An 11,335-nucleotide genomic window follows, 5' to 3' on the forward strand; every position below is an offset into this window, starting at 1 on the left:
AATCCAGTTTATTAGATGAATACTTTTAGTTTTGAGGCTTATCACAAGCCTCAACCTAGGAAAAGATAGGAATTGTATGGACGCAATCCTGTTATTCTTCTCCTAATTCCATTTTTTGTAAATTGCGTTGCGCCATATCAGCTGCAGGTCGACCATCATGATATTCAATCAGTTTTAACCAATCTGTTCTTGCGGCTTCTTTGTTATTTTGTAAGCGATAAACAATGCCGCGTTCTAATAATGCTTCGGGATTGGTGGGTTCTAAGGCCAGAACGCGATTTAGATCAATCAGCGCAAGATCGAATTTTTCCTCAATACGATAGGCGGACCCACGATAGGTTAGCGCTTCCAGATTATCTGTTTCAAGTTTTAACGCATCGCTGAGGTCTTTAATGGTCTCCTCTCCCTTTCCCAATTCCATTTGGGTGAGGGCACGATCAATCAATAACGTGATATTTTCAGGATGTAGTTTTAAGGCTGCGGTTTGAACCTCTAGTGCATTTCCGTAATCTTCAACCGTATATAGCGCTAACCCAGCTTGCCCTAAAATATCTGCAACAATTTGCGGTGAAACTGTTTCAGGCATGTCTTTAGCGAGTTGCTGTAGGCGTTCTGCTGCCTCTTGATAATGTTCCAGATTAAATAAGGCAATTGAGGCGCAATGGCGGGCGGGTAATCCTCCACCTTCATCTTCCCAGGAAAGCGCGGTTTCAAAAGCTCGTTCCGCATCTTTATGGGCCAAAATGATGCAGCCGCGATAGGATTGGTTATGGGTGAAATCTACATCGGTGGTTTCTGCGTAAGCTGAGGTGAAATTCGTCGCCAGTAAGAAAGATGCGATAATCGAAACTCGGCTAAGAATTCCGCTAGATTTATCGGAAATCAGTGAATAAGCTCTGGCAAATAACATTCGGCAATCCTGCTGCTTAATTAATACTTCGATGGAAATTACAGACATGACAGAAACAAACAAGCATCTTTTTGTCTTTGGCCTTGGATATAGTGCGACTTTTCTGGCGCGCAAGCTTTTGGCGAAAGGATGGAAAGTTTCTGGAACAGTAAGACATCCTGAAGACGCGGCTGAACTAAAAGAGTTGGGCATCCCTTTATATGCATTTGATGGTGAAACAGCCTTAGATGGCTTCGATGATATCTTGAAATCTGTCACACATGTTATGAGCTCTGTCCCGCCCAAAGGGGAGGATGTTGATATCGTCCTAAAATGGCATTTTCAGGACTTGGCCGCCGCCACACATCTTGAATGGGTGGGCTACCTCTCAACGACGGGTGTTTATGGTGATCGTGATGGCGGTTGGGTAGATGAAGAATCTGAACAATTACCAACTGGCCCACGTGGACAAAAACGTGTGGATGGCGAAGCGGCTTGGTTTAAATTATGGACCGACTATCAAATCCCGACCCATACCTATCGTTTGGCAGGTATCTATGGCCCCGGCCGCAATGCATTGGAAACCGTGAAACAAGGGCGTGGTCGACGTATTAATAAACCGGGTCAGGTATTCAGTCGCATCCATATCGAAGACATTGCTCAGATTTTAGAAGCTTCCATGGTGAAGCCGAATGGAGGACAAGCTTATAATGCATGTGATGATAATCCTGCACCGCCTGAGGAAGTGATTGCCTATGCATGTGACTTGCTTGGGGTTGATAAACCAGTGTTAATTGATTTTGAAATAGCGGATTTAAGCCCGATGGCCCGTAGTTTTTATCGTGATAACAAACGTGTTTCAAATCAACGTATCAAAGAGGAGCTTGGCGTCAAACTCCTCTGGCCTGATTATCGTGATGCGTTAAAGGCTATGTTGTAACCTTTGAAGCAATTTCTAAAACGCGTTTTCCAAGACGTTTTAATTCATCTGGACTAGACAGGCGATGATCGCCACCTTTCACCATTTCGATGGTAATGTCAGTTGAGGTCAGACACTCAGCCACTTTAAATGGATGATCATTTGGCACAACTTCATCTTCCAAGCCGTGGATGATATGAACAGGACCATTAAATTCAATAGAGCCATCTAATAAATTATGCGATTTTGACTCTTCGATAAATTTCATGGAAATAGGATAAGATTCTTCCCCTTCAAATTCAGAAGGTCGATACCAGACACCTTTGGTTTTTAGGTCTTGTTTTGCTTGATCGACAAGTTCAGGCCACATCAGTTTGGTTGGAAAATCGGGCGCTGGCGCAATAAGAACCAAGCCTTTGATCTGTTCAGGTCTTGCGCGAGTTAGTAACATGCTCATCCAGCCACCCATGGAAGATCCAACTAAAATTAGCGGGTCAGTGGTTACTTGATCTATAATTGCGAGTGCATCTTGAAACCAATCTCCAATGGTCCCATCTGCAAAATCACCAGAAGAAATACCATGGCCTTGGTAATCAAATCGACAGTAATCCAGTTTATTTTTGGCGCAGAAATCCTTCAAGAAAAGGGCTTTGCTGCCTTCCATATTGGATTTGAAGCCACCGCAAAAAACAATGGTTGGTGTGTTCATATCCTTACTTTCCTTGAAAGCATGGAAAAAATATGCGATTTGAGCCTCTCCCAAATCGGTATTTCTGGTTAGAAATGAGGCTGCTTTAGTATTTTCTTTAGTCATTCTGATGATTTACCACTGGTGAAAATGTGAACTTCCCCATAAAATAGTGTCGATCTATGGATGGGGGTGGGTCAGGATGGACCAAGAATATCCATTGGTTCTTCTATAGGAAAGAGATTAAATTGACCACGGATGTTAAAAAACAACAGGGTGAGAAACCTGTGATCCTGCAAGTATTGCCTGCGCTTCATACAGGGGGCGTGGAACGTGGTAGCGTGGATGTGGCTGCTGCAACTCAGTCAGCAGAGTTTAGATCTGTTGTAACTTCTGCTGGTGGGCCAATGGTACATCAGGTAGAGCGTGTCGGGGCAAAGCATGTCACTTTGCCTTTGGATAGCAAGAACCCTATTACAATTTTTAAAAATATCAAACGTCTTGAAAAAGTGATTAAGCGGGAAAATGTCTCTGTTGTTCATGCGCGTAGTCGTGCGCCTGCTTGGAGTGCCTATTTCGCTTGTCGTCGTTTAGGTGTGCCTTTCATGACAACCTTCCATGGTACTTATAATTTCGATGGTCCGATTAAGAAGTTCTATAATTCTGTGATGCAGAAGGGTGATAAGGTTATCGCCATTAGCGAATTTATCGTTGATCATATGATGGAGAATTATAAAACTCCTTGGTCAAAAATACGCCTTGTAAGACGTGGTATGGATTTAGATGTTTTTAATCCTGAAAAAGTACCTGCGTCTCGTGTGGTGAAGCTGGCAACAGAATGGCGCTTACCTGATGGGGTGCCAGTGGTGATGTTATCTGGCCGTTTAACGCGCTGGAAAGGACAAATCTTGTTGCTGAAAGCGCTGGGTAAGCTGGATATGAATGTGCGTTGCCTGCTTGTCGGTTCAGGACGCCCTGAATATCAAAGCGAAGTTGAGGCGCTGGCAAAAGAACTTTCTATTGACGACCGTGTGCATGTGGTTGGGGAATGCCGTGATATGGCTGCGGCTTATAAGTTAGCAGATGTGGTGGTGTCTGCCTCTACGGACCCGGAAGCCTTTGGGCGTGTGGCCGTTGAAGGACAGGCTATGGGGCGTCCTGTCGTGGCGCCAAAACATGGTGGGGCAGTTGAGCAAATTGAACATGGTGTGACCGGATGGTTATTTAAGCCCGGTGATCCGGATGATTTAGCCCGTATGTTGAAAAAAGCGTTGTCTCTTGATGAAGCTCAACGACAAGAGTTTCATGATCGTGCGATTAAAAGCGTGCATGAAAATTTCACTAATGAGAAAATGTTGCGTCGTACATTGAATGTATATCGCGAAATTCTTGATCTACCCTTAGAGAAAAAGTCAGATACAACTTCAACTGAGCCAAAACCACAAAAGGCCTCTGCGAAGAAAGTAGCGGCTAAAAAGTCTGCGACGAAAAAGGCTGCTTCCAAGAAGGCAGCTGTAAAGAAAACAGCAACAAAGAAGACGAAGGCAAAATCGGCCAAAGCGAAGACCAAGGCAGCTAAGGTGAAATCTTCAAAAGCAAAAGCAGCACAACCAAAAGCAAAGTAACAATCCGAAGATGACTTCAGAAAATATCCTGATAATCAAACTCAGCGCCTTAGGTGATTTTGTACAAGCTTTGGGCCCGATGCAGGCCATTCGTCGTCACCACCCAGATGCCAAATTGACATTGCTTACGACGAAACCTTTTGTGGATATCGCTGAACGTAGTGGTTGGTTTCAGGAAGTTATCGTAGATAAACGACCAAAATTGCTTAATATAAAGGCAATGTTGCAACTTCGTAATAAGTTGCGTGCAGGTAAGTTTGCACGCGTATATGATCTGCAAACATCTGACCGATCCAGTTCCTATTATCGATTAATGGGAAATCCAAAACCTGAATGGTCTGGTATTGCAAAAGGGTCTAGTCATCCGCATGCAAATCCAAATCGGGATTTTATGCATACGGTGGACCGTCAAGCAGAACAATTATCCATGGCAGGCATCACTGATGTGCCCTTCCCCGATGTGAGCTGGATGGAGGCTGACCCGTCTAAATTCGGATTGCCTGAAAATTATGCGTTGCTCATTCCGGGTGGGGCGCCACATCGTCCGGATAAACGCTGGCCGGGATCAAGTTATGGGCAATTGGCGGCGAGATTGGTTCAAGAAGGTATCACACCTGTGGTGTTGGGAACTAAGGCAGAAGAAAAAGAGGCGCAGGAAATTCAGGCAGAATGCCCGGAAACTATAAGTTTACTTGGTAAAACCACATTGTTTGAAATTGCCGCCTTGGCCCGAAAAGCGCGTTTTTCTGTGGGCAATGATACGGGTCCAACCCATTTGGCAGCGATTGCCGGAGCGCCGACTTTGGCCTTATTTTCCCATGCTAGTAATCCGGATTTATGTGGTCAACGTGGACCAGAAGTCGAAATTTTACGGGTGCCGGATTTAAGTAATCTTCCTGTGCCGGATGTGTTTGGGAAGTTGCGTTCTATCGCACATTTGTCACAACCAGAAACATAATCACCCGATTTCGATTAAATATCCGCAAAAACAGGTGTTTTTCCCCCGCTTTTACTTGCGGTTCAAAGCCGTTTCCAGTATGAACCACACACGGTAAATCTAAAATTGTTTGGATTTCACCGCACGAAAATTTCTAAATACAAACATAAAGGACATATGATCATGGTTGCGATAACGCTTCCGGACGGCTCCAAGCGAGATTTTGAAGGGGCAGTTACTGGTTTACAAGTAGCTGAATCCATTAGTAAATCTCTTGCGAAAGCAGTCGTCCTTGCAAAGGTAGATGGTGAAGACTGGGATTTAAATCGTCCGATCACTACCGACGCAACAGTGTCCTTGGTTAAAAAAGATGATGAAGAAGCCTTGGATCTGTTGCGCCACGATGGGGCCCATGTTTTAGCACAGGCAGTACAGGAGTTATTCCCAGGCACACAAATCACCTTTGGTCCGTCTACAGATGATGGTTTCTATTATGATTTCCATCGTGAAGAGCCATTTTCGACAGATGATTTTGCGGCGATTGAAAAACAAATGCGCAAAATTGTTGAGCGCAATGATGAAATCGTGCGCGAAGTTTGGTCTCGTGAAGATGTGCATAAATATTTCACTGAAAATGGTGAAACATTTAAGGCGGAATGGGTTCTGGAATTACCAGAAGACCAAGACATCACCATGTATCGTCAAGGTGATCAATGGGTCGATCTTTGCCGTGGTCCGCATTTGCCATCCACAGGGCGTTTAGGTACGTCTTTCAAATTGATGAAATTGGCGGGTGCCTATTGGCGCGGTGATGCCAATAACCCGCAATTGCAACGTATCTACGGTACAGTTTGGCGCAATGATAAAGAACTGAAAGCCTATCTGACACGTTTGGAAGAAGCTGAAAAACGCGACCATCGTAAAATTGGTCGTGAAATGGGTCTTTTCCATATTCAGGAAGAAGCTGTTGGCGCGATTTTCTGGCATCCAAAAGGTTGGAAACTGTATTCAACGCTTGAAGATTATATGCGTAAGCGGATAACCGTAGCCGATTATGTGGAGGTTAGAACACCTCAATTGGTGGATCGTAAGCTTTGGGAAATGTCTGGTCACTGGGATAAGTTTCATGAGCATATGTTCATTGCCGAAGTGGATGAAGTTGATTCAGCTGCGGCTGAAGACTCAAAACGTATGTTGGCGTTAAAGCCGATGAACTGCCCGGGCCATGTTCAAATTTTCCGTCAAGGCATTCGATCTTATAAAGATTTGCCAATGCGTATGGCGGAATTCGGTGCATGTCATCGGTATGAGCCACGTGGCGCATTGCATGGCATTATGCGTGTGCGTGCCTTCACACAGGATGATGGTCATATCTTCTGTACCGAAGATCAGATTGTTTCAGAAACCAAAGTATTCATCGATCTGTTAAAGTCTGTCTATAAAGATTTAGGCTTTACAGAAATCGCGGTGAAATTTTCTGACCGTCCTGAAAAACGTGCAGGCACAGATGAGATTTGGGACAAATCCGAAGCAGCGTTGAAAGAAGCAACCGAAGCAGCAGGCCTGTCTTATACATTGAACCCGGGTGAAGGGGCTTTCTATGGTCCGAAACTTGAATTCGTATTGCGGGATGCCATTGGTCGTGACTGGCAATGTGGTACCTTGCAAGCAGATTTCGTATTGCCGGAACGTCTGGATGCGGCTTATGTAGGTGAAGATGGTGAAAAACATCGTCCTGTGATGCTGCATCGTGCGATCCTTGGATCGTTTGAGCGTTTCATCGGTATCTTGATCGAACAATATGCAGGCAAATTCCCTGTATGGTTGGCGCCAACACAGGCGGTTGTGGCAACCATCACATCTGTTGCAGATGATTATGCAGAGGAAGTAACCAACGCATTGAAAGCGGCAGGCGTGCGTGTTGAATGCGATCTGCGCAACGAAAAAATTAACTTCAAAGTGCGCGATCATTCTGTGAAGAAAGTACCATTGATTTTGGTTGTTGGTGCACGCGAAGCCGAAGAAAAAACTGTGGCGATCCGTCGTTTGGGCGGTAAGGCACAAGAAGTGATGTCACTGGATGCGGCAATTGAATTGCTAAAATCCGAAGCTGCTTTACCAAGTGGTGAGTGATAACGCATAAAAATTAAGGGATTTCATGCCAAAAGGCCTGAAATCCCTTGAAAGCGACAGATAGCTTTGTTTTAATGCGAGCTATCGAATTTGGAAAAACTGGTCAGGTGGTCTTCAAAAGGAAGGCCCAAGGAGGAAAGCATACGCCGTCCACGTAACGCACAAATGCCGGAAAAGTCCGGACCTCGTGCAAATGAATCTATTGAGGCAGCCGAAGTGCGTCTTATTGATGAAACTGGGGAAAATGTTGGAGTTGTAAAAACTCGTGACGCTGTTCAACGCGCAGCACAAGCTGGTCTAGACTTGGTGGAAATTTCACCAGGTGCGAAACCGCCTGTGGCTAAGATCATGGATCTTGGTAAGTATAAATACGAGCTGCAAAAGAAACAGAATGAAGCCCGTAAAAAACAAAAAACCATCGAAGTGAAGGAACTTAAATTCCGTCCAAATATTGATGAGCATGATTATCAGGTAAAAATGAAAAACATGCATAAATTCATCGATGCGGGCGATAAAGTGAAAGTAACTCTTCGTTTCCGTGGACGTGAAATGGCGCATCAGGAATTGGGTATGGAAGTCCTTAACCGTGTTCGCGAAGAAATGGGCGACAAGGTGAAAGTGGAAGCCAAACCAAATATGGAAGGCCGTCAAATGGTGATGGTGCTTGCCCCTGAGGCTAGTAAGTAAGGCATACCCTTGCTTTGGTTTATTGAATAAATCTTCGATAGGCTGATAGAATTAAAGAAGCCGTGTTGGACAACCAGCACGGTTTTTTGTTTAGTCATACTCAATCGGGGTGATCCAGCTGGCGTCTTGATGTTTTTGCCAATAGAGGTCTTTGATTTTTGAGAAGACGGGACCAGCCGCACCATTTTGCAAGATGGTGTCATCTATTTTTGAGATAAATTGTGGACCGCCTGCGGTGGAGGAAAGGAAGATTTCATCGGCTTTCAGGAAATCTGCTTTCGGGAGAGCTTGGATTTGGCAAGGAAGATTGAGTTCTTTACAGAGGTCGATCACAGTTTGGCGGGTGATGCCTTCTAACACACCGGAAGACGGGGTGTAAACCACGCCATCTTTCACGGCAAAGATATTAAAGCCCGGGCCTTCGGTGACATTGCCATCATGATCCACAAGTAAGGTATTTTCTGCGCCCCTGTCATAAGCTTCAAACAGGCCCGCGATCAAATCCAGCCAATGGTAATTTTTAATGGTGGGGTCCACTGATTGCGGGGCAATGCGCACCACATCACTGATGGCGATATGAAGGCCGCGCTTTTGTTGATCTTTATTGGCGATAGAGCCCAAAGGAATGGCAAAACAAATCAGACGATTATCTGAATCTCTTGGATCGCGGCTAAAGGTGGGGGAAGAACCACGGGTACAAATCATCTCCACATAAGCATTTTGAAGGCCGGATAAACCTACACAATTATGCAGGATATCCTCTAGTTCTGTACGTTCCACAGGTAAAGTCATGCGTAATTTTTCAACACTGTTGAGGAAGCGGTCCACATATTTATCAAGACGGAAAAAAGCGCCTTCCCATGCGTGGACCACATCATAAGTGGCGTCAGAGCGCAAAAACCCCCAATCCAGAACAGATATTTTGGCTTCATTCATCGGGATATATTGGCCATCCATATAGGCCACACCTTTTGGATAGGGGCGTGGATCTTGATAGTGGTGTTGCAAAACGGGTTTTGTCATTTGCCAATCTTCCCTGAATTTGTATATGGTCAGTTTGTAGCCTAAAGAGTGACATGTTTTGTCTGGGATTTCTGCCCTAAATTTCTGAAATTGTGAGGCAAATTACCCAAATCTAGTCGATGGATGAGATGACAGTTAATTTAAAAGACTTAGATAATCTGGATCGTAAGCTGTTAAACCTGTTGCAAAAAGACAGTCGTTTATCCGCAGAAGCGCTCGCTATGGCGCTGAACAGTTCCCGATCTTCTATCCAGCGACGTCTCAAAAATCTCCGTGAAAGCGGGGTGATTGCACAAGAAACGGTTATTCTTTCCCAAGATGTGATGCGAGAAAAGATTAGCGGATTATTGGAAATACGTCTTGAAAAAGTGACACAGGATATACTGGATGAGTTTCGGGCCAGCATGTTACGTCATGATGAGATACAGCAATGTTATTATGTGACGGGCACGGCGGATTTTGTTGCCTTGGTCGTGGCTGAAAACATGACCCATTACGAAGATTTTACCCGTCAGATTTTCACAGAAAATAAAAATATAAAACGTTATAATTCCAACATCATTGCCGATACGATCAAGGCAGGCTTATATGTGCCACTGAAAGAGGAGGAGGAAAAATGAAGATGATTTGTCGTTTATTTATTTTTCTTGCTGCCTCTTTGTTGGGGTTAAATCATTCTATTTCTTTGGCAGATGATTATGATCCCCTCACCTTCACACCACGTGGGGATACCTTGATTGTGGAAGGGGTTATTGATGATCGGGCTATTGAATCCTTTATCGTGGCGATTAATGAAAATCCCAATGTGAACTCCTTAACCTTAAAATATGTCCCAGGGTCAGTGGATGACGATTATAACCTGATCTTGTCGCGTGTGGTGCGGTCTATGGGGTTGGGCACCATTATTCCCGAAGGGGGGATGGTTGCTTCTGGTGGAACAGATTTGTTTTTAGCTGGTGTATGGCGGAAAGTCTCCACCAATGCCTGTATCGGGGTACATTCTTGGGATTATGAAGAAGACGGACATATTATACAGGCGACGGATTTCCCAAAAAATGATCCCGTCCATCAAATGTATCTAAGATATTTTCGCGATATGGGCATTCCGCCAGCCTTTTATTGGTATACATTAGATGCTGCCCCCGCCGCCGATATGCATTGGATGCATAAGTCTGAATTGAAGAAATTCAATATGGTGACGGGGCGTGATGCCCTTCCAAATCTAGGCAAAGATTACTATTGTGACCAATTATAATTATTCATCTTCGGCTTTATTCCAGTCAAATCTAACGCGGACTACGCCATGGTCGGATTTGACCTTATCTTTGCCATGATCGTCTGTGTGGTCATTTAAAATACGCATATCCCGAAAGGACCAGAAACGGCTGTTGGAATAATCATAAAATTCTTCGGAAGCCAAAACATGATCAATGACTTCGGGTATATTTTTATATTCATGGCTGTAATAGGTATCTTTTAGGCTGCGCAATTGTTGAAGATTGATGGCAGGAAAAAGGCCGGCGTCGTTTCTGTTGTTACTTGCCGCAGCGGTGCTATCTGCATACCAACGGAAATCTGGCTGGTTTGATAAGATCGCCAAGGTGTTGGAAAATTGACCGTCATTTAAATCCCCAAGAACGATAACCGGGGTATTCGTGTCTTTCATGATTTTATTTAAAATGATCCGTAAGGCGGTGGCCTCCGCCGTTCTTCGAATGGTGGAAAGACCTGCGCCTAATGCGTCTCTATGAGACTTAAAGTCAATTGTGGGGTGATGATATTCTTCTCTATCCAGTCGCGATCCGCGTTTGGATTTGAAATGGGCACAGAATACATGAAAATTGGGAACGTCGTCTCGATCCGCGTTTTTTAAAATAACTTCCAATGGAGATCGGGAGAATTTCTTAATATCCACATGGATTTCTTCATCCTCATGGGCGCTATCCAAATCTTCATCTTCTGTTTCATCCACAAGATCAGGGTTATTCTGCAATTCCTGTAAGGATCGATCCCGTTTGTTGAGAAGAAGTTCTTCTGGAAATTCCTTATGCCGTTTCCAATTTTCAACTTGCCAAGGCTTTCGGACCGCCATTGCGACAGCTATACCGTCCCAGCTTGGTAAATCTGCACCAGCGTCAGAATCTTTGATAAAGACCAGTGTATAATCATTTGATAAATTGGCCTTTTCAAATACATCAACAAGGCATTGTGCGGACCATAATTCTTGAAAACCGATGATGTCAGCATCCAATTGTTTGATCATATTGGCTGTCCAAGTCAATTTTTGATCATAAATTTCAGGGGTATATGGACGTGTGTTCGGATACATGGCCGTATTCGGCAATTGAAGATTGAGCAGATTGAAGCTGGCAACCGTCAAGTCTCGTGAGTTACTCATTTTACTCTCCCATAGTCATAAAAATATCGCAGCATA

Annotated in this window: 11 protein-coding genes; 7 read left to right on the forward strand and 4 right to left on the reverse strand. The window is 44.3% G+C overall.

The annotated features are described in order from the left end of the window. Positions 1 to 91: 91 nt before the first annotated feature. The gene (locus tag E1160_RS08870) at positions 92 to 910 is read right to left on the reverse strand and encodes a tetratricopeptide repeat protein (protein ID WP_218048802.1); all 819 of its coding nucleotides are present in this window, start codon (positions 908 to 910) and stop codon (positions 92 to 94) included. Positions 911 to 956: 46 nt separating this feature from the next. On the opposite strand from E1160_RS08870, the gene E1160_RS08875 reads away from it, so the two are divergent. Continuing rightward, a complete protein-coding gene (locus E1160_RS08875; RefSeq protein WP_155154794.1) occupies positions 957 to 1,829 on the forward strand; it encodes an SDR family oxidoreductase in 873 nt (290 codons plus the stop codon). Here the strand turns inward: E1160_RS08875 and E1160_RS08880 are convergent. Then, positions 1,819 to 2,622, reverse strand: coding sequence for an alpha/beta hydrolase (locus tag E1160_RS08880; RefSeq protein ID WP_155154795.1), 804 nt, complete (start codon positions 2,620 to 2,622; stop codon positions 1,819 to 1,821). The two genes, E1160_RS08875 and E1160_RS08880, sit on opposite strands and share 11 nt — an antisense overlap. 122 nt (positions 2,623 to 2,744) lie before the next feature. Between E1160_RS08880 and E1160_RS08885 the strand changes: the two genes are divergently transcribed. The 4 genes from E1160_RS08885 to infC all read left to right on the forward strand — a co-directional run bounded on the left by E1160_RS08885 (position 2,745) and on the right by infC (position 7,878). Next, complete coding sequence (locus E1160_RS08885) at positions 2,745 to 4,121, forward strand: glycosyltransferase family 4 protein (protein WP_235914085.1); 1,377 nt, start codon at positions 2,745 to 2,747, stop codon at positions 4,119 to 4,121. 10 nt (positions 4,122 to 4,131) lie between these two features. Then, the gene (locus E1160_RS08890) at positions 4,132 to 5,079 is read left to right on the forward strand and encodes a glycosyltransferase family 9 protein (RefSeq protein WP_155154796.1); all 948 of its coding nucleotides are present in this window, start codon (positions 4,132 to 4,134) and stop codon (positions 5,077 to 5,079) included. A gap of 162 nt (positions 5,080 to 5,241) precedes the next feature. Continuing rightward, positions 5,242 to 7,191: a threonine--tRNA ligase gene (thrS, locus tag E1160_RS08895; RefSeq protein ID WP_155154797.1), complete on the forward strand. Its 1,950-nt coding sequence runs from the start codon at positions 5,242 to 5,244 to the stop codon at positions 7,189 to 7,191. A 165-nt stretch (positions 7,192 to 7,356) separates the two neighbouring features. Then, a complete protein-coding gene (gene infC, locus E1160_RS08900; protein WP_155154798.1) occupies positions 7,357 to 7,878 on the forward strand; it encodes a translation initiation factor IF-3 in 522 nt (173 codons plus the stop codon). Between the two features lie 90 nt (positions 7,879 to 7,968). Here the strand turns inward: infC and E1160_RS08905 are convergent, their stop codons facing one another. Beyond that, complete coding sequence (locus tag E1160_RS08905; protein ID WP_155154799.1) at positions 7,969 to 8,901, reverse strand: aminotransferase class IV; 933 nt, start codon at positions 8,899 to 8,901, stop codon at positions 7,969 to 7,971. A 128-nt stretch (positions 8,902 to 9,029) separates the two neighbouring features. Between E1160_RS08905 and E1160_RS08910 the strand changes: the two genes are divergently transcribed. Together E1160_RS08910 and E1160_RS08915 are read left to right on the forward strand one after the other, a co-directional pair. Further along, entirely contained in the window at positions 9,030 to 9,521 is a 492-nt protein-coding gene (locus E1160_RS08910) for an Lrp/AsnC family transcriptional regulator (RefSeq protein ID WP_218048804.1), read from the forward strand. Then, positions 9,518 to 10,156 (forward strand): COG3904 family protein, encoded by a 639-nt coding sequence (locus E1160_RS08915; protein ID WP_218048805.1) that lies wholly within the window; start codon positions 9,518 to 9,520, stop codon positions 10,154 to 10,156. The genes E1160_RS08910 and E1160_RS08915 overlap by 4 nt, the downstream gene beginning before the upstream one ends. Here E1160_RS08915 and E1160_RS08920 read toward each other — a convergent pair whose 3' ends face one another. Continuing rightward, on the reverse strand, positions 10,157 to 11,299 hold the full coding sequence (locus E1160_RS08920; protein WP_155154801.1) for an endonuclease/exonuclease/phosphatase family protein: 1,143 nt from the start codon (positions 11,297 to 11,299) through the stop codon (positions 10,157 to 10,159). It lies immediately after the preceding gene. Positions 11,300 to 11,335: the final 36 nt, after the last annotated feature.

The organism is Curvivirga aplysinae (genome assembly GCF_009711445.1).
Taxonomy (GTDB): Bacteria; Pseudomonadota; Alphaproteobacteria; order UBA8366; family Aestuariispiraceae; genus Curvivirga; species Curvivirga aplysinae.

Excerpts from the sequence above, each read along its gene's own strand:
- E1160_RS08870 (WP_218048802.1), bottom strand. The coding sequence starts at position 910 with ATGTTATTTGCCAGAGCTTATTCACTGATTTCCGATAAATCTAGCGGA.
- E1160_RS08875 (WP_155154794.1), top strand. The coding sequence starts at position 957 with ATGACAGAAACAAACAAGCATCTTTTTGTCTTTGGCCTTGGATATAGT.
- E1160_RS08880 (WP_155154795.1), bottom strand. The coding sequence starts at position 2,622 with ATGACTAAAGAAAATACTAAAGCAGCCTCATTTCTAACCAGAAATACC.
- E1160_RS08890 (WP_155154796.1), top strand. The coding sequence starts at position 4,132 with ATGACTTCAGAAAATATCCTGATAATCAAACTCAGCGCCTTAGGTGAT.
- thrS (WP_155154797.1), top strand. The coding sequence starts at position 5,242 with ATGGTTGCGATAACGCTTCCGGACGGCTCCAAGCGAGATTTTGAAGGG.
- infC (WP_155154798.1), top strand. The coding sequence starts at position 7,357 with ATGCCGGAAAAGTCCGGACCTCGTGCAAATGAATCTATTGAGGCAGCC.
- E1160_RS08905 (WP_155154799.1), bottom strand. The coding sequence starts at position 8,901 with ATGACAAAACCCGTTTTGCAACACCACTATCAAGATCCACGCCCCTAT.
- E1160_RS08910 (WP_218048804.1), top strand. The coding sequence starts at position 9,030 with ATGACAGTTAATTTAAAAGACTTAGATAATCTGGATCGTAAGCTGTTA.
- E1160_RS08915 (WP_218048805.1), top strand. The coding sequence starts at position 9,518 with ATGAAGATGATTTGTCGTTTATTTATTTTTCTTGCTGCCTCTTTGTTG.
- E1160_RS08920 (WP_155154801.1), bottom strand. The coding sequence starts at position 11,299 with ATGAGTAACTCACGAGACTTGACGGTTGCCAGCTTCAATCTGCTCAAT.